Raw genomic sequence first — 16,874 nt, forward strand, 5'->3', positions numbered from 1 at the left:
CGAAAGTGCCGCATCGCTGTCACGGCTGCGTGGTGAGGTATCGGCGGTAACCGACGGCGGACCGCGCGAAGCCGAGTGACGCGTAGAACCGGTGGGCGTCGGTGCGCGCGGCGTGCGACACCAGTTGGACCTTGTAGCAGCCGGCCGCTGTCGCGTCGTCGAGCGCCGTCAGCAGGAGCGCCCGGGCGACCCCGCGACGGCGCCACTCGGGCGCGACCACCACGTTCTCCACCACCATGTACGGTCGCGCGCCGTGCGTGAGGTTCGGGGCGACGAGGGTGTCCAGGGTGCCGACGAGGGTGTCCCCGGCGACGGCCAGCAGGAGGCGGCGGCCGCGCTGCGCGTGCAGGTCGCGCCACGCGGTGGCGAGGAGGTCGGCGCCGGGCCGCACGGCGTCGGGCGCGAGGTGCCGCAGCACGTCGAAGACCTGCTCGGGGTCGTCCTGCGGTGTGGCGGCGCGGACGACGACGTCGCCGCCGCTCACCGGGCCGACGCCCGGCTGTCCGGTGCGGACGCCCCCGCGCTGTCTCGGACGTGCTGGTCGTCGACGTGCCGCCCCATGCCCCGAAGGATAGTTGGCCGTGTGCACACCGGGGGGCGGACGACGGCGGCCCTCCGCCGCCGCCCGCTTCGGCAGCGAACCGTCAGGCCCGCGCGGCCCGGATGGCGTCCCGCAACGGGGTGCTCGGCCGCCCGAGGAGCCGGCTGAGGTCGTCGCTGTCGGTCGCCAGCTCACCGTTCGCGATCGAGGTGTCGAGCGCGGCGACGAATCCGGCGGTGCCCGCGTCCAGGCCGACGCTCTCCAGGGCCGAGGCCAGCTCGGTGGCGGACATGTCCTGGTGGACCACTGTGGTGCCGGTCACCTCGCTGACGGCCTCGGCCAGCTCGTCGAAGGTGAACGCGGTGCCGCCCAGTTCGTGGACGGCGTTGCCGTCCTCCCGGCTGGTCAGCGCCGCGACTGCCGCCCCGGCGTAGTCGGCCCGGGTCGCGGCCGAGATCTTGCTGCCGCCGGTGGCGCCGAGGATCGTGCCGGACCCGAGGTACTGCGGCAGTTGGTCGGTGTAGTTCTCGGTGTACCAGCTGTTGCGCAGCACGGTGTAGGCCAGACCGGAAGCGGCGAGGACCTCCTCGGTGGCCTTGTGCTCCGGCGCGAGCGGGTTCGCTGTGGTGTCGGCCTTCAGGATGCTGGTGTAGACGAGACGCTCGACCCCGGCGAGCTTCGCGGCGTCGATGACCGCGGTGTGCTGCGCGACGCGCTGACCGGGGGTGTCGCCGGAGACGAGCAGCAGACGGCGTACGCCGGCCACGGCACCGGGCAGGGTCGACGGGTCGTCGTAGTTCGCGGTGCGGATCTCGACTCCGTGCGCGGCCAGGTCGGCGGCCTTCTCCGGGCTGCGGACGATGGCCGCGATCTCGGCGGCGGGTACGCCGCTGTCGAGCAACTGCTCGATCACCAGACGGCCCAGTCGGCCGGTGGCCCCGGTGACGGCGTAGGTGGGCATGGGAACCTCCGAGGGGTAGTGACGAATCGGCAAGCACTTACGAATCTACAGCACTAACCCGTGTGTGGCGTGGGTTAGGCTGGTGAGGTGAGCGATATGCCGGCCCAGGACCCGGCGGGGCCTACCCAGGAATTCGTCAGCGATGTCTTCGCCCGGGGGTGCACCTCCCGGGCGGCCTTCGAGGACGTCACCTCGAAGTGGGCCTCGCTGGCCCTGTTGGCGCTCGGCGAGGGGCGCTACCGGTTCAACGCGCTCCGTCGTCGCATCGACGGGGTCAGCGAGCGGATGCTCTCCCAGACCCTGCAAACCCTCGAACGCGACGGAATGCTCACCCGCGAGGTGCTCACCGCGATCCCACCACGGGTCGAATACTCGCTGACCCCCCTCGGCACCCGGGTCGCCGAGCAGCTACGTGGCCTCGCCGACCTGCTGGAAGCCTCGGTGCCCGAGCTGCAGACCGCCCGCGACAGCCGCGACCGCGACCGGTGAGAGCCGGCAGCCAAATTCGCTATCCGCCGGCCGCGGCACAGTGCTACACAACCGATGTGCACACCACTGTGGAGTTCCCTGAGGTTCTGCGGCTGATCGAAGACCGCTCGGCCGCGTTCCGCGCCGCTGTCGCGTCCGTCGCCGATCTTGACGCTCAGGTCCCGACCTGCCCGGACTGGACGCTGCGCGACCTGGCGCAGCACCTCGGCGACGGCCGCCGCCGCCAGGCCGCCATCATCGCGGCGGGCCCGGGCGCTGCGCCCCCGGCGAGGACGGACCCGAAGGGCGCCCCGACCGCGCCACGCGACCGCGAAGCCCTGGACGCCTGGCTCGCCGAGTCGATAGCGCTCATGCTCGACGCGATGCGTGCGGCCGGCCCGGACCGCGGTTGCTGGACCTGGTGGGGTCGCTCGCAGGCCCCGGAGACCAGCGGTGCCGTCGCAAGGCACCAGGTCCAGGAGTTGGCCGTCCACACCTACGACGTCCAGTTCAGCCAGGGGGCCGCTCAGCCGCTGCCGACGGACGTCGCGGTCGAGGGCGTCGACGAGTTCCTGACGACCGTCGCGGCGACGACAGTCCCCTGGCCGTTTGCGCCGGCGACGATCGACCTGCACGCGTACGAGGGCCGTTCCTGGCGCCTGACCCTCGACGCCGACGGTGTCCGTTGCGACGACCTCGCCGCCGATGCCGAGCCCGGCGACCTGGTGGTGCGGGGCGCGGCGAGCGACCTGGTCCTCTACCTCTACGACCGCGTCCCGCTCGAGAGCCTGAAGACCACCGGCGACACCGAGCCGATGGAGCAGCTCGCCGACTGGGACCCGAACGCGTGACAGCGCATTCGTGCAGGCGAGCGTTGTGCGGACGGACCAGCGGGTGAAGGGGCTGGGTGAGGCTATCGCCGTTGTGCGTGCCCGGCCGGCCCAGGCCAGCAGCATCGCCGGTGGATAGCGCACTGTGTTGGTCCCGGTCGGCGCACTGGCAGCAGCCGCGCTATTCGGGGTCCTGCGCGCAGATCGTGGTCATCTCGGCCAGGTAGCCGGCCAGCGTGGGCAGGCCGGCCTCGGCCCGGCGTCGCTCGACCTCCGACTCGTCCCTGATCGGAGTCGTCGGGACAGGACCGTCCGGTCCGCAGCGGATCTGTGTCCCGTACCCCTGGGGCTCGCCCCTGCCCGCAGCGACCCGGTCTTCCAGGTAGGCGAGGTTGCCCGGCGATGCCTGGCGGGCGGTCACCGCGGCCCGTAGCAGGTCCAGTGCCTCCTGTTGAAAGGTCGGATCCTGGTCCGAGTGCTGGGCGATCGCCCAGGCGGCATTGCCGCCGTCCTCGCCCACCAGGGCGAAGGTCGGCCAGCCGTGGGTACGGATGATCTCCTTCAGTCGGGAGGTGCGGGCCTGGTCGGACTCGCTTTGCGGCGTGCCCCCGCGGTCGGCCTGGTCGCGCGCCAGCATCGCGATCAACTCGTCGTGCAACGCCTTGTCGAAGAAGGCGGGGGAGGAGACGCCCGAAGCTGCCGGCACCGCGCCGCTCGGTGAGTGGCCGGCCGGCCCGGACGAGGTGCCGCAGGCCGCGAGGCTGAGCAGTGCCACCAGCGTCACCATGAGCTTCACCTCGTCGATTGTCGTCGGGTCGTGGTCACCCCACAAGGCGCGGACCGCGACCCTGTCTCAGGCGTTGAGCGTCTCGCGCGGCGGCACACCGAAACTGGCGTGGTACCGGGCGGTGAACCTGCTGTGGCTGGCGAATCCCCACCGACTGGCGATCGCCGAGACCGTCTCCTGGCGGGGGTCGGCGCGTACCAGGTCGTGGTGTGCCCGGACGAGCCGGACCCGACGCAGGTAGGCCATCGGGGTGGTGCCGAGATGACGGCGGAAGGCGAGTTGCACCGCCCGCAGGGAGACGCCCGCGGCGCCGGCGATGTCGGCCGCGCTGATGTCCCGGTCGGCGTGCTCCTCAAGGAACGTGATCGCCCGTCGCAGCGTGGCGGTGGTCGCGTCGTTCCGGTCCACGGCTGTCGGTTCGGTGAACGCGGTGTTGGGGAAGACCGCGAGGGCCGCCGCGGCCAGCATCCGGGCGGCGTTGCCGATGACCAGCGACTGCGCTCCCGCGGCCGGGCTGTTCAACACGACGTCGCGGACGAAGCTCGTGGTGTTGAGCCACTGCCGGGCGAGGGCCGCGCTGGTGGCGCCCAGCTCGGTGAACTCGATCCGCCCGGGCCGGCGGGCCGGCGCCGTGGTGGCCACCTGAGCCAGCACCGACAGGTCCAAGACGCAGAGTTCCACCTCGCCGGGCTGCCATTGGACGGTGCACGGCTCCTCCGGCCTGGTGACGAGGAAGACGTCGCCGGGGCCGAAGCGGTGGGCGGATCCGGCGCAGGTGCGACTGACGCGCGCGGTGCGGGTGCGACCGATTACCAGCCCGCCGAGGGTGCTGGCATCGATGTCGAGGTGCCCCGTCTGCCGGGTGGTCGCGATGGCGAACGAACCGGTGTCGACGCGGTGGTGGCTGAGCCGATATCTGTTCCTGCCCTGAATGCGGAGCTTCGGGTCGTAGGTGGCGGACAGGAATTCCTGAACGGCCGCCGGGTCGTCACTGTCGAACTGGCGGGTCTGCACTGGCGATGACGTCATCCGCTGTCTCCGTCCGGTCGAGGTGCCGCCGGGTGCTGGAACGGGTGCCGACGGCAGGTTCGGCACGTGCTCGGGTGCTCGGCGGCGACCCGGCACGTGGCTGGCCGGCGGTGTATTGGGGTGGAACGTCGCGAGCGGGACGGCAGCGACCGAGTGCGGGTGTCGGATCGGGTCTCATCTATCAGTGAACGTGGTGCGCAATATCTGTAGATGGGAATGTCACCATACGACAATTGCCCATGCGCCGTCCGGTGAATCACTGTGATGGGCCGGAAGCTCGACTTCGTTTTCCGGCTAACGCGTCCAATGGCTCTGCGCCCGCAGTCCTAGCCACCCTCATGACCGACAGCGAAATCTTGTTCATGATTCGTCAGAGGGCGACCGGGTCGCCGCCGGAGGGCCGACCCGCGGAGGGGGGAAGCGTTGGACGGTACTGATCCTGACCTCGCTGTTCGGCTGGCCGTCGCCGAGGCGCTGGCCCGGGTGGCGGACGAGGACAGCCTGGGCCTGGGTGAGGGAGACGCGCTGGAGCGGCTCGGGCGAGGGCTGCGCGCGGTGCTCCGCCGGGCACTCGACGACCGGGTGCCACTGACCACGCCGGACTTCGTCGACCTGTGCCGTGACCTGGGTCTGCACCGGGACGCCTTCGACCTGCTGGGGCACTACCTGATGACCGCGTTGCTGACGCAGCACGTGGGACCGGACGCGCTGATCCGGGTCGGGGTGCTCCTCGGCACCGTGGGGCGCTACCTGCCCGGTGCCCGTCCCCTACCCCACCGCAACGAGGGCCCCGCGTCACGGCGACGTGACGTGCGCTCGGACAACAGCGTCGTCGGCCGGTACCGCCACGCCAAGCTGCCGGAGCACCTGCCGAACCCGCCGAGCTGGACCTGCACCGGATGTGGTCGCGAGTGGCCCTGCGCCACGAAGCAGAGCCAGTTGCTCGCCGAGTTCGGGGGAGCGCGCGCCTCCCTCGCGGTCTATCTCGGCTCCTGCCTCGTCGCGGCCGCCCAGGACCTGCCCACGGTGCCACTGCCACGGGTCCGGCTCCGATTCCTGGGCTGGCTGCCCCGGGCCCGGATCTGAGAGGGTCGGCGGCGATCCGGCGCGTGACTGCGGTAGCCCGTAGGTGCGAACAGCGGGTCCGCTGGCCACCCGGCGCGGTCATCAGGTCACCATCTGCTGCCCGTCGAGCACTCCGACGCAGGTCGGGGCAGGGTGTTCATCCCACGCACCAGCCGCGTACGGCGGGTGTTCACCCCCTTCTCCGAGGCTCCTTGATCGAAAGAGCATTCGCTTGATCGAGGAGAGGCTCTCAGGTGAGAGACAAGCATCCCGAAGAGACCGAGCAGCACGCGCAGCTGACCCGACGCAAGCTGGTCAAGTACGCGGGCGTCGGCGCGACGCTGGCCGCGGCCAGCCCGTTGGTCGGCGCCGGCGCGGCGTGGGCCGACGAGGACCGCCGGCCGGGTGACGACGACAAGACCGACCGGGGCAACTCCAGGAACCGGACGTGGCGTGCGGGCGATCACCACATCCACTCCGAGTACAGCGGCGAGTTCGACACCACGAAGTCCCCGATCGTCTTCCACAAGGGCGCGGACGCGGTCTACCCGATCGTCACCAACGCCATCATGGCGAAGAACTTCGGCCTGACCTGGGCGATGTGCACCGACCACGGTGGACCCACCCACTCGAAGGTGAACATCGAGCAGGCGTACCCCGACCTGCTGCGTTCCCGCAAGCTGGTCCCCGAGGTGCTCCAGTTCTGGGGCATGGAGTTCGACGCGCCCTCGCTGGACCACCACACGCTGATGATCCCGCGCCACGACGACGAGGCGAAGCAGCTCTTCGAGCTGGAGAGCCGGTTCGCCAAGTACGACGCGTTCCCCACCGACCCGGCCCGTGACACCGAGGCCAAGATGGTGGAGTTCCTCAAGGTCGCCCGGGGCATGCCGCACAAGCCGCTGGTGATCGCCCACCACGCCTCGCGTTCGGCGCCCGGTCTCGGCGTCTACGGCCAGGACACCCCGCGCGAGTTCCGCAACGGCAACAACGCCGCGCCGGACGTCTACATCGGCTTCGAGGGCGCGCCCGGCCACCAGGCTGGCCCGCTCAACGGTGGCAAGCGGGGCGGGTACGGCAACCACCCCACCTACGGCGGCTTCGACCAGATGACCGCTCGGGTCGGCGGCCTGTGGGACTCACTGCTCGGCGAGGGCCGGCGCTGGTGGATCACCGCTACCTCGGACTCGCACGTGCACTGGACGCGCGGTGGCTCGGACTTCTGGCCGGGTGAGTACAGCAAGACGTACGTGCACGCCCGCCAGGACTACGGCGACATCATGGACGGCCTGCGCAACGGCCGCATCTGGGTCACCACAGGGGACCTGATCCGCAGCCTCGACGTTACCGCCACCTCCCAGGGCAAAACCGCCGAGGTGGGCGAGACGATCACGGTGAGCCGTCGTAGCCGCACCGATGTCGAGATCGAGATCACGTTCCGCCCGCTCGGTGGGGTGAACGCGAACGGGGACCGCCCGGAGGTCCGCCGGGTCGACCTGATCGTCGGTCAGATCACCGGCCCGAGCGCCAGCCTGGACGCCGACACCAACCCCACCACCACCGTGGCGGCCCGGTTCGGGCCGCGCGACTGGCGTCGGCACGGCGACAGCTACGTCATCCGGCACACCCTGCGTAATGTCGAGGCGGACACCTACGCGCGGGTGCGGGGCACCAGCACCGACGAGGCCGAGCCGCTCGCCGACGGGCTGGAGAGCCCGTGGGAGGACCTGTGGTTCTACTCGAACCCGGTCTTCGTGCACGTGCGCTGACCGAGCGCCACAGCGACATCGCGGGCCTGTCCGGCACCGCCCGACGGACGATGTCGGGTGGAGTGGGGCGGGCCCGCCCGGTCGTACCCGGTCAGTCCGGGCTGCGGCGGCGGGCCCGGGGGGTGGTGGTTCGCCCGCCGCGCCCGGCCTGCGGTGCCGCGGGCGCCGGGTCGGCCTGCACCTGTGTGACCACCTCGCAGAGGTCGCGCAGCGGGTCCACCGCCTGGGCCGAGCAGGCCACCTTCTGCAGCAGTGCGCGCAGCGTCGCCGACTCGGTCGGCGTGAGTGCCCCCAGCAGATGCGACTCGACCTGCCGCAGTGCCAACCGCCGCTGCTCCCAGGCATCCCGACCGGCGTCGGTGACCTCGATCAGCCGGTTGCGCCGGTCGGCCGGGTCCGCGCGCCGGGTGACGAACCCGGGCCGTTCCAGGTCGTCGATCAGGTACGTCAGGACGGTGCGGTCGATGCCGATCTCCTCGGCGAGGGCGCCCTGGTTGCGCGCCGGCCCGTTGCTGGCGGCGGTGAGCAGTTGGTAGCCGCGGGGGCCACCGGGAAAGTCGGTGAGCGCGTGCTCGGCCGCCCGGACGTAGCCGCGGAAGACGATCCCGAGCATCCACCCGAGGTCGTCGTCGAGCGGATCGGGCCGGTCCGGCCGGCGAGTGGCACCCGTCATCCTCCGACAATACCGCAGTGATTAAGACCTTGTTGGCAGAAGATGTTCTGCGTGACATAAGGTTGAGGTCACGGCGCATCGTCCGAGGCGTCGGGTGAATCGGGAGGCTCGCAGATGAGCGACTACGGCCACGACCTGGTCTTCGGATCCTTCGTCACGCCCAGCGCCGGCACTCCGGACCGCACGGTGGGCGTCGCCGTCCTGGCCGAGCAGGTCGGGCTGGACCTCGTCACCTTCCAGGATCACCCGTACCAGCCGGCGTTCCTCGACACCTGGACGCTGCTGAGCTTCGTGGCGGCCCGCACCAGCCGGGTGCAGCTCGCGGCGAACGTGACGAACCTGCCGCTGCGCCCGCCCGCGGTGCTCGCCCGCAGCGTGGCCAGCCTGGATCTGCTCAGCGGTGGCCGGATCAGCCTCGGCCTCGGGGCGGGGGCGTTCTGGGACGCCATCGAGGCGATGGGTGGCCGGCGGCTGACCCCCGGCCAGGGAGTGCGAGCGCTGGGGGAGGCCATCGAGATCGTCCGTCAGCTCTGGGACGCCGAGACGCGCGGCGGGGTGCGGGTCGACGGCGAGTTCTACCGGGTCGTCGGCGCCAAGCGCGGACCCGCTCCGGCCCATTCGGTGCCGATCTGGCTGGGCGCGTACAAGCCCCGGATGCTCCAGCTCACCGGGCGCCGGGCCGACGGCTGGTTGCCCTCGCTGGGCTACCTCCAGCCCGGTGACCTGGGCAGGGGCAACGCGATCATCGACGACGCCGCGCAGCAGGCCGGCCGGTCCCCGCAGGACGTGCGCCGGCTGCTCAACATCGCCGGAGAGTTCTCGGCCGTCGGCAGTGGCCCCCTGCACGGGCCGGCCGAACAGTGGGCCGAGGAGTTGGCCGAGCTGGCCCTGGAGGAGGGGGTCGGGACCTTCATCCTCGGCAGTGACGACCCCGACGACCTGCGACGCTTCGCCGGCGAGGTGGCCCCGGCCGTCCGCGAGCTGGTCGCCGCCGAACGTGACCGGGGCGCGGCTCCGGAGCGTCCGCAGGCAAAGCCGGAGCAGGCTGTTCTGTCGCCGAGCCGCGCCACCACGAGCGGCGGCGCGTTCGCCGTGGTGCCGACCCCTGACGACGGCGTACGGCGAAGCACGCAGCAGGTGTGGGACGAGTCGATCCGACCGACCGGGCCGGCGCCCGACCCGGAGCGCACGTACACCCCGCAGGAGCAGGCCACCGGCGCGCACCTCGTGCAGATCCACGACGGCCTGCGCGCCGAGCTGACCCAGATCCACGACCTGATCGAGCAGGTGGCGGCCGGTGAGATCGACGCCGGCGCGGCCCGGTCCCACATCAACACGATGACGATGCGGCAGAACCGGTGGACGCTCGGCGTCTACTGCGAGTCGTACTGCCGCATCGTCACCACCCACCACACGATCGAGGACCAGTCGCTCTTCCCCCGGTTGCGGGCGCGGGACCCTCGCCTCCGGCCGGTGGTCGACCGGCTGGAACAGGAGCATCACGTCATCCACGACGTGCTGGAGGGTGTCGACCGGGCCCTGGTCGCGTACGTCGGGTCTCCCGACGGCATCGCCGAGCTGCGGGCCGCGGTGGACCTGCTGACCGACGCCCTCCTGTCGCACCTCAGCTACGAGGAGCGGGAGCTGGTGGAGCCGCTGGCCCGCCTGGGCATCGGCTGATCGACGCGGTGCCCCGGTGTCTCGGGGGTTGCCCCGCCGCAATCTGAGAGACTACTCTCGAAACATGTCTCTCAAGAATCCGTACGGAGATTTCGAGATCACCGAGCCGCAGGCGCTGCGGGCGCTCGCCCACCCGGTCCGGCTGGCGATCCTCGAACACCTCCAGCGGCACGGCCCAGCCACCGCCACCGGGCTCTCACCGCACGTCGGCGCCACCCCGTCGGTGGTCAGCTGGCACCTGCGGCACCTCGCGACATTCGGTCTGGTCCACGACTGGGACGGGGCCACGAGCAAACGGGAACGCTGGTGGCAGGCAGTCGCCCGGGGCTTCCGTTTCACACCGCCCGAGGGCGCCGAGGGGCAGTCCGCCGCCCAGCAGTTGCGCGGCGAGATGTTCGCCCGCGCCGCCGACGCGCCCCAGCAGTGGCTGCTGCGTGAGGAACCGCGGCTGGATCCCGAGTGGCGCGCGCTGGCCGGCGTCGCCGACACCCGGTTCGTTGCCACCGCCGACGAGCTGCGTCAGTTGGAGGAGTCGATTGAGGAGCTGATCGCTCCCTACGTACGGCGCAAGGAGGCGTCCGCACCGGACGGCGCGCGGATCGTCCGGATGCTGCGCTACCTCCTGCCCGAGCCGGGAGACGAAGCCCCGGCGGGGCCCGGCGACGACGACGTGGCAACGTCGTGACCGCCGCCGACACCCTCAGCGCCAGCGGAGCCGTGCCTCCGCCGGCCCTGCACCGCGACCGGCGGTTCCGCACCTTCTGGGCCGGCGAGACGATCTCCCAGTTCGGTGACCGGATCAGCGAACTGGCGCTGCCACTGATCGCCGTCACCATGCTCACCGTCACACCCGTACAGGTGAGCGTCCTCACCGCGTTGATCTGGCTGCCCAACCTGCTGGGACTGTTCCTCGGCGCGTGGGTGGACCAGCGCACCCACAAGCGGCGGCTCCTGATCATCGCGGACCTGGTCCGCGCCGCGGTGCTGCTCAGCCTGCCGGTGGCCTACCTGTTCGACGCGATCACCCTCACCCAGCTCTACCTGGTGGCACTGCTCACCGGCCTCGGAGCGGTGCTCTTCGCCATGGCGCGTCAGGCCTTCTTCGTCGCTCTCGTACCCCGATCGGCGTACGTGGACGCGAACAGCAAGCTGAGCATGAGCCGGTCACTGTCCTTCATCGCCGGCCCCGCCGTCGGCGGTGGGCTGGTTCAGGCGCTCAGCGCGCCGGTCGCGATCCTCGTCGACGCGGTGTCGTTCCTCGGCTCCGCGCTGCTGCTCAGCCGCATTCCGGTGACCGAGACGCCCCCGCCGCCCCGTCAGACGTCCACTCTCGGCCTGGTCCGCGAAGGGTTCGTGCTGGTGCTGCGCCACCCGGTGCTCCGGGCCGCCCTCGGCTGCACCAGCACTGTCAACTTCTTCACCTTCATCGCCGGCGCCCTGCTGGTGCTGTACGCCAGCCGCGAACTCGACCTGTCGGCCGGCGCGATCGGCATCGCCCTCGGGGTCGGTGCGCTCGGCGGATTCGCTGGCGCGGCTCTCGCCCCCCGGGTCTCCCGCGCCATTGGTCTGGGCCGTACCGCCATGATCGGCGTGGTGCTGTTTCCCGCACCGCTGGCGCTCACCGCGCTGGTGACCGGCCCCACCTGGACGAAGGTGGCCATGCTGGCGGCCATCGAGCTGGTCTCCAGCGTCGGCGTGATGCTGATGGACGTGAACCTCAACGCGCTGCTCACCGCCGTGACACCCGACGACGCGCGGGGGCGCCGAGCCGGCGCCTACAGTGCCGTCAACTACGGCATCCGACCGCTCGGCGCGCTCGTCGGTGGGGCGTTGGGCACTACCATCGGGCTGCGACCCACGCTGGCCATCGCCGGCCTGGGTGGTGTGCTCGCCGTGCTGTGGTTGCTCGCCTCACCGGTGCGCCACATCAGGACCCTGGACGACCAGACGGCCTGATCTCCCCGGTGTGACACCCCGACAACCATCGGCCCGGCGCAGGTCAGGCGGCCTCCGCCAGCAGCACCCGGGCCAACTCGGCGGGCTGGGAGAACATCGGCCAGTGGCCCGTGTCCATCGTGACCAGTCGCCACCTGTCGCTGGTCAGCAGCTTGGCCACCGTGTCGTTGGGCTCAGGCCCGTCGAGCAGGCACTTGACGTATGTCGCCGGCAGCTCACCCAACGGCCGGCGCAGCACGGCCGGCTCGGTGAGCGTGGCCCCCGGGTGCGGCGTGGAACCCTCGGTCAGCCGAGCGACCTGCTCGTCGGTGAGCCCCTGACCGTCGAAGTCGGTCACCGTGAGCGGAGCCCAGTCGCCACCGTTGTCCGCGAGCTGCGCCTCGAAGGCCGCCTGGCCCTGCCACCACCCGGACGCGAACGACCCACCGTCGACGGGCACCTCGGAGTCCACGAAGACCACCCGGCGCAACCGGTCGCCGATCCGCTCGGCGGCCTGACCCACCGGAATGCCCGAGTAACTGTGCCCGACAAGCACCACGTCGCGCAGGTCGTGGCGCTCGACCTCGTCGACGACGTCCTGCACGTGGGTCTGCTGCCCGGCGGGCACGCCCCGCTTCTCGGCGAGACCGGAGAGGGTCACCGCGTGGGTGCCGTGGCCCGCCACCCGAAGTGGCCCCACCACCTCGTCCCATGCCGACGATCCCAGCCACGCTCCTGCCACCAACACGAAATCAGCCATGGGCGGGACCCTAGCGGCACCGTCCGACAACCCCGACGCGTCAGGACCAGGTGCGGGCCTCGGCGGCGAAGAGTTCCGGCGCGCTCGCCACCGGCAACACGCAGAGCAGATGACCGCCGGGCGCCCGCAGGATCCGGCACTCCAGCCACGTCGACACCTCGGTGGCACCCAGACCGATCAACCGCGCGGTCTCGGCCGGCACGTCGTCGGTCTCGATGTCCAGGTGGAAGCGCGGTGCGTCGTCGACCGCCTGGACCGCGGTGACCAGCCCCGGCAGCGCCTCATGCAGCCCGACGAACTGCGGCTCGGCCGGAACGGACCGGGTGTCGACCCCGAGCGCCGCCGACCAGAACTCCGCCGCCCGGGCGGCCTCCGCCTCGGGAGCGTCGATGATCAGTGCGTACACGCGGCTCCGATGCATGCACGGCAGGATATCGAGGACCTCGACGTGCTGCTCGGTGCGCGTGGTACCCGAGGGCCGTCGACCGCGAAGCGTCACCTTCCGGCGTCGAGGCGGTCCGCTGTCTTCGTCGGCGGTGGATAGTGGCCAGGAGTGAACATTCAGGCGTGGTCCAGCGCGGGCGGCCCGGCGTCGACCGGCATCCGGTAGATCCGGACCGGGTAGTCGACCGTCGCGTTCCCGCTGTTGAGCCCGGCGGTCCGGTGCAGTTGGGCCGCGGGCATCCAGAGCTGGCCGTCCGCGTCGAGCCACATCGCGTCCACCCAGGCCAGCCGGGGGTCGGCGACGAGTGTCCGCACGCGGCGATCGGGTGCGACGACGAGGACACGCCGCCGTTCCAGGTCGCTGAGATAGATGCTGCCGGTGGCGTCGGTCGCCGTACCGCCGGTGCTTGGTGTGTCGCACCACCGTTCGACCTGCCGGGCCAGGTCGTCGGCGGACACCGACGGGTCGTCCAGCAACCGGGTGGCGATGCGGGACATCCCGCCGGAGGCCGGTTGGTAGTAGAGCCATCGACCGTCCGGCGACACCTCCAGCTGGTCGACGTGCAGGTGCACCTCGGCGCCGTCCGGGTCACGCAGCACGCGACCGTCGGCGACGACCGGGCCGCCCGCCGTGCTCGGGTGCCCGTCCAGCACCCGCCTCGGACGACCCGAGTCGAGGTCCAGCACGATCAGGCTGGCCGCTCCGGCGTCGCTGAGGTACGCCACCCGGCCGTTGAACCGGACGTCGTCGACGTAACTGTCCGGACGCACGGCCTCGTCGAGGTGGTAGACGCGCTCCACGCGGTCGCCGTCCGGGTCGACAGCGATGAGGCGGGCGCCGCCCGGCACCTGCGTGCCACCGATCCCCGGCGACCCTGAGTCGACGATCCACAACCGGCCGTCCGGCCCGGCGCGCAACCCGTTGACGTGCACGAACGCCCCGTCCGGCGGCTGGTCGGCACGGTTCCACGCGGCATCGGGGTACGGCACACGTCTGCCGTCCGACAGCACCTCGACAACCTGCACACCGGGCCGGTCCGCCGACGGGTAGCTCAGGAACACCCGTCCCCGCAGCGTGGTCACGCCCGTGCACACCCGGTCCTCGTGCAGCACCGGCACCAACCGGGGGTCCTCCTCGGTGGGCAGCGACGACATCGACCCGCTCCTGACCCGCCCGGCGGCGTCCTCGGCTCCAGCTGGTGACCGACGGCTACGGCCATCCGGCGCGGTATCCCCGGAGCCTGCCGGACGAAACCGCAGGTGTCAGGGACACCGCCGGCGTTCAGCCGGACGGCGTCGCCGGAGGGCCGACCTGGGCGGCGAGCCGCTTCGGGGCCATCACGCAGTAGCTCTCGGTCAGCAACTCACCCACCTCCTCCCAGTCGGTGTCCGCATCAAGGACCATGCCCAGCACGTTCGGAGCCCAGTCCGGTTTGTAGAAGGGGTGCCCACCGCCGAGGAGCCCGGCGATCTCGTCGAGTGGCGACCGGAAACTCAGCAGGCAGGCCGGCTTGTCCAGTGCGGCGGCCCGTGCGTGGACCGGCTGGCGGGCGGGGTCGACGGTGAGCACGTGGGCGAAGGTCCGCTTGCGGATGCGCCAGCGGGTGCCCACCCAGGCGGGCTCCTCGTAGGTCTCCGGCAACCCGAGGCAGATCGGCCGCAGCCGGTCGAGAATCTCGGGCGGGACATCTCCGGGTGCGGTCACGGCCAACGACGCTAGCCGGTGGATGTGACATGTTCCGCTCGCCGAACCCCCGCCGGCCCGGTGGTGCGAGCCCGGCCAATCGGCCAGGATGAGCGGGGCGACAGTGGGCCGTCGCCTCGGCTCGACCGCCCCCGTGCCCGCTGAGGAGTGCCGTGCCGTCCACCCTGCTCTCCCGCCGTGACCTCGATTTCCTGCTGCACGAGTGGCTGCGGGTGTCCGACCTCGTCGAGCGTGAGCGGTACGCCGAGCACTCCCGGGAGACCTTCGACGACGCCCTGGATCTCGCCGAGCGGGTGGCCACCGAGCAGTTCGCACCGCACAACCGCGCCGCCGACCTGGCCGAACCGACCTTCGACGGGCAGCAGGTGCGGCTGATCCCGCAGATCCGTACGGCGTTGGACAGCTTCGCCGAGACGGGCCTGCTCACCGCCGGGCTGGACGCCACTGTCGGCGGCCTGCAACTGCCGCACGCCGTCGCGGCGGCCTGCTTCACCTGGTTCCAGGCCGCCAACGTGGCCACCTCGGCGTACCCGTTCCTCACCCTGGGCAACGCCAACCTGCTGCTGGCGCACGGCAGCCCCGAGCAGGTGGACACCTACGTCCGGCCGATGCTGGACGGCCGGTTCTTCGGCACCATGTGCCTGTCCGAGCCGCACGCGGGCAGCTCACTCGCCGACATCACCACCCGCGCCGAGCCCGAGGCGGACGGCACGTACCGGCTCTTCGGCACCAAGATGTGGATCTCCGGGGGCGACCACGAGTTGTCCGAGAACATCGTCCACCTGGTGCTGGCCCGCATCCCCGGTGCGCCGCCCGGCGTCAAGGGCATCTCGCTGTTCATCGTGCCCAAGGTGCTGGTCGGCCCGGACGGGTCGCTCGGCGAGCGCAACGACGTGGTGTTGGCCGGGCTCAACCACAAGATGGGGTTCCGGGGCACGACAAACACCCTGCTCAGTTTCGGCGACGGCGCGCACACCCCGGCCGGCCGCGCCGGAGCCGTCGGTCACCTGGTCGGTGCCCCGCACCAGGGTCTGGCGCAGATGTTCCACATGATGAACGAGGCCCGGATCGGAGTGGGTGCCGGCGCCACCGCGCTGGGCTACACCGGCTACCTCAAGAGCCTGGCGTACGCCAAGGAGCGCCCGCAGGGCCGGCCGGTCGGCGCGAAGGACCCGGCCACCGCGCAGGTGCCGATCATCGACCACCCTGACGTACGACGGATGCTGCTGGCCCAGAAGAGTTACGTGGAGGGGGCGCTGGCGCTCGTGCTCTACTGCGCCCGGCTGCTCGACGAGCAGAGGACCGCCCCGGCCGAGGCCGACCGCGAGCGCGCCCACCTGTTGCTGGACGTGCTCACCCCGATCACCAAGAGTTGGCCGTCGCAGTGGTGCCTCACCGCCAATGACCTGGCGATTCAGGTGCTCGGAGGGGCCGGCTACACCCGCGACCACGACGTGGAGCAGCACTACCGGGACAACCGGCTCAACCCGATCCACGAGGGCACCCACGGCATCCAGGCACTGGACCTGCTGGGGCGCAAGATGACCATGCAGGGCGGCGCTGGTCTGGCCCTGCTCACCGCGACGATCGGGGACACCGTCGAGCGGGCCCGGAAAGCCGGGGGAGAGGCGGTCGAGTGGGCGGACCGGCTGGCCGCCGCTGTGGAGCGGGTCACCGCTGTCACCCGTCGACTGTGGGCCGACGGTGACCCGGTGCTCGCACTGGCCAACGCCAGCGCCTACCTGGAGGCCGTCGGGCACGTGGTGATCGCGTGGATGTGGCTGGAGCAGGTGCTGGCGCTGCCGCCAGAGGGTGCCGGCGACGCGTTCCACGCCGGCAAGCGGCAGGCCGCCCGCTACTTCTTCATGGTCGAGCTGCCCCGGACCGGCCCGCAGTTCGACCTGCTGGACAGCCGGGACCGGACGACCCTCGACATGCGTCCGGACTGGTTCTGACCGGTCAGCGCCGACGGTTCTGGTGCTGCACCGCCTGCCGCCCCTTGACGACGCCCCAGACGATCACGATCACCAGGGCGATCACGCCGATGATGATCAGCCAGCGGACCGCCTCGAGGATCAACCCGAGCAGGATCAGCACACCGGCGACCACGCCGACGACCCAGAGCAGTGCGCGCATGTCGACCTCCGTAACCGGCCGCGCCTGGTGCGGCCGGCCCGACTTCTCGTTCCCCGTCCGGCCGAAACCATGCGCGCCCGGCCCACCGGAG

General features: G+C 71.4%; 18 protein-coding genes. 8 read left to right on the forward strand and 10 right to left on the reverse strand.

The window, feature by feature from the left end; genetic code table 11:
- Nucleotides 1-19: 19 nt before the first annotated feature.
- Together ABZ406_RS26590 and ABZ406_RS26595 are read right to left on the reverse strand one after the other, a co-directional pair.
- Nucleotides 20-484: a GNAT family N-acetyltransferase gene (locus tag ABZ406_RS26590; RefSeq protein ID WP_357767016.1), complete on the reverse strand. Its 465-nt coding sequence runs from the start codon at nt 482-484 to the stop codon at nt 20-22.
- A 160-nt stretch (nt 485-644) separates the two neighbouring features.
- Nucleotides 645-1,502 carry an SDR family oxidoreductase gene (locus ABZ406_RS26595; protein ID WP_357767019.1) on the reverse strand — a complete coding sequence of 286 codons (858 nt, stop codon included), beginning with the start codon at nt 1,500-1,502 and terminating at the stop codon, nt 645-647.
- Between the two features lie 96 nt (nt 1,503-1,598).
- Between ABZ406_RS26595 and ABZ406_RS26600 the strand changes: the two genes are divergently transcribed.
- Both ABZ406_RS26600 and ABZ406_RS26605 read left to right on the forward strand, forming a co-directional pair.
- Nucleotides 1,599-1,991, forward strand: a complete 393-nt coding sequence (locus tag ABZ406_RS26600) for a helix-turn-helix domain-containing protein (RefSeq protein WP_357767132.1) — start codon at nt 1,599-1,601, stop codon at nt 1,989-1,991.
- A gap of 56 nt (nt 1,992-2,047) precedes the next feature.
- Nucleotides 2,048-2,821, forward strand: a complete 774-nt coding sequence (locus ABZ406_RS26605) for a maleylpyruvate isomerase N-terminal domain-containing protein (protein ID WP_357767021.1) — start codon at nt 2,048-2,050, stop codon at nt 2,819-2,821.
- Between the two features lie 160 nt (nt 2,822-2,981).
- Here ABZ406_RS26605 and ABZ406_RS26610 read toward each other — a convergent pair whose 3' ends face one another.
- Together ABZ406_RS26610 and ABZ406_RS26615 are read right to left on the reverse strand one after the other, a co-directional pair.
- Entirely contained in the window at nt 2,982-3,587 is a 606-nt protein-coding gene (locus tag ABZ406_RS26610) for a DUF6624 domain-containing protein (RefSeq protein ID WP_357767134.1), read from the reverse strand.
- A gap of 66 nt (nt 3,588-3,653) precedes the next feature.
- Nucleotides 3,654-4,616, reverse strand: coding sequence for a helix-turn-helix transcriptional regulator (locus ABZ406_RS26615; protein WP_357767024.1), 963 nt, complete (start codon nt 4,614-4,616; stop codon nt 3,654-3,656).
- Between the two features lie 423 nt (nt 4,617-5,039).
- Here ABZ406_RS26615 and ABZ406_RS26620 point away from each other — a divergent pair, with 423 nt between their 5' ends.
- Entirely contained in the window at nt 5,040-5,702 is a 663-nt protein-coding gene (locus ABZ406_RS26620; protein ID WP_357767027.1) for a hypothetical protein, read from the forward strand.
- A 233-nt stretch (nt 5,703-5,935) separates the two neighbouring features.
- Entirely contained in the window at nt 5,936-7,450 is a 1,515-nt protein-coding gene (locus ABZ406_RS26625) for a phosphoesterase (RefSeq protein WP_357767029.1), read from the forward strand.
- A 91-nt stretch (nt 7,451-7,541) separates the two neighbouring features.
- Here ABZ406_RS26625 and ABZ406_RS26630 read toward each other — a convergent pair whose 3' ends face one another.
- On the reverse strand, nt 7,542-8,123 hold the full coding sequence (locus ABZ406_RS26630) for a MarR family winged helix-turn-helix transcriptional regulator (RefSeq protein WP_357767031.1): 582 nt from the start codon (nt 8,121-8,123) through the stop codon (nt 7,542-7,544).
- Between the two features lie 114 nt (nt 8,124-8,237).
- On the opposite strand from ABZ406_RS26630, the gene ABZ406_RS26635 reads away from it, so the two are divergent.
- The 3 genes from ABZ406_RS26635 (at nt 8,238) to ABZ406_RS26645 (ending at nt 11,759) form a co-directional block, all read left to right on the forward strand.
- Nucleotides 8,238-9,803 carry an LLM class flavin-dependent oxidoreductase gene (locus tag ABZ406_RS26635; RefSeq protein WP_357767033.1) on the forward strand — a complete coding sequence of 522 codons (1,566 nt, stop codon included), beginning with the start codon at nt 8,238-8,240 and terminating at the stop codon, nt 9,801-9,803.
- 64 nt (nt 9,804-9,867) lie between these two features.
- The gene (locus ABZ406_RS26640; RefSeq protein ID WP_357767037.1) at nt 9,868-10,488 is read left to right on the forward strand and encodes a helix-turn-helix domain-containing protein; all 621 of its coding nucleotides are present in this window, start codon (nt 9,868-9,870) and stop codon (nt 10,486-10,488) included.
- Nucleotides 10,485-11,759: an MFS transporter gene (locus tag ABZ406_RS26645; protein ID WP_357767040.1), complete on the forward strand. Its 1,275-nt coding sequence runs from the start codon at nt 10,485-10,487 to the stop codon at nt 11,757-11,759. Before ABZ406_RS26640 ends, ABZ406_RS26645 begins: the two co-directional genes overlap by 4 nt.
- A gap of 43 nt (nt 11,760-11,802) precedes the next feature.
- Here ABZ406_RS26645 and ABZ406_RS26650 read toward each other — a convergent pair whose 3' ends face one another.
- The 4 genes from ABZ406_RS26650 to ABZ406_RS26665 form a co-directional block, all read right to left on the reverse strand.
- On the reverse strand, nt 11,803-12,498 hold the full coding sequence (locus ABZ406_RS26650) for an alpha/beta hydrolase (protein ID WP_357767043.1): 696 nt from the start codon (nt 12,496-12,498) through the stop codon (nt 11,803-11,805).
- 40 nt (nt 12,499-12,538) lie between these two features.
- Complete coding sequence (locus tag ABZ406_RS26655) at nt 12,539-12,919, reverse strand: VOC family protein (protein ID WP_357767046.1); 381 nt, start codon at nt 12,917-12,919, stop codon at nt 12,539-12,541.
- A gap of 140 nt (nt 12,920-13,059) precedes the next feature.
- The gene (locus ABZ406_RS26660) at nt 13,060-14,097 is read right to left on the reverse strand and encodes an L-dopachrome tautomerase-related protein (RefSeq protein WP_357767049.1); all 1,038 of its coding nucleotides are present in this window, start codon (nt 14,095-14,097) and stop codon (nt 13,060-13,062) included.
- Nucleotides 14,098-14,224: 127 nt separating this feature from the next.
- The gene (locus ABZ406_RS26665) at nt 14,225-14,647 is read right to left on the reverse strand and encodes an MmcQ/YjbR family DNA-binding protein (RefSeq protein ID WP_357767052.1); all 423 of its coding nucleotides are present in this window, start codon (nt 14,645-14,647) and stop codon (nt 14,225-14,227) included.
- A gap of 152 nt (nt 14,648-14,799) precedes the next feature.
- Here ABZ406_RS26665 and ABZ406_RS26670 point away from each other — a divergent pair, with 152 nt between their 5' ends.
- A complete protein-coding gene (locus ABZ406_RS26670) occupies nt 14,800-16,602 on the forward strand; it encodes an acyl-CoA dehydrogenase (RefSeq protein ID WP_357767055.1) in 1,803 nt (600 codons plus the stop codon).
- Nucleotides 16,603-16,606: 4 nt separating this feature from the next.
- Here the strand turns inward: ABZ406_RS26670 and ABZ406_RS26675 are convergent, their stop codons facing one another.
- Nucleotides 16,607-16,783, reverse strand: coding sequence for a hypothetical protein (locus ABZ406_RS26675; protein WP_357767058.1), 177 nt, complete (start codon nt 16,781-16,783; stop codon nt 16,607-16,609).
- Between the last annotated feature and the right edge of the window lie 91 nt (nt 16,784-16,874).

This window comes from Micromonospora sp. NPDC005710 (assembly GCF_040630995.1).
GTDB lineage: Bacteria > Actinomycetota > Actinomycetes > Mycobacteriales > Micromonosporaceae > Micromonospora.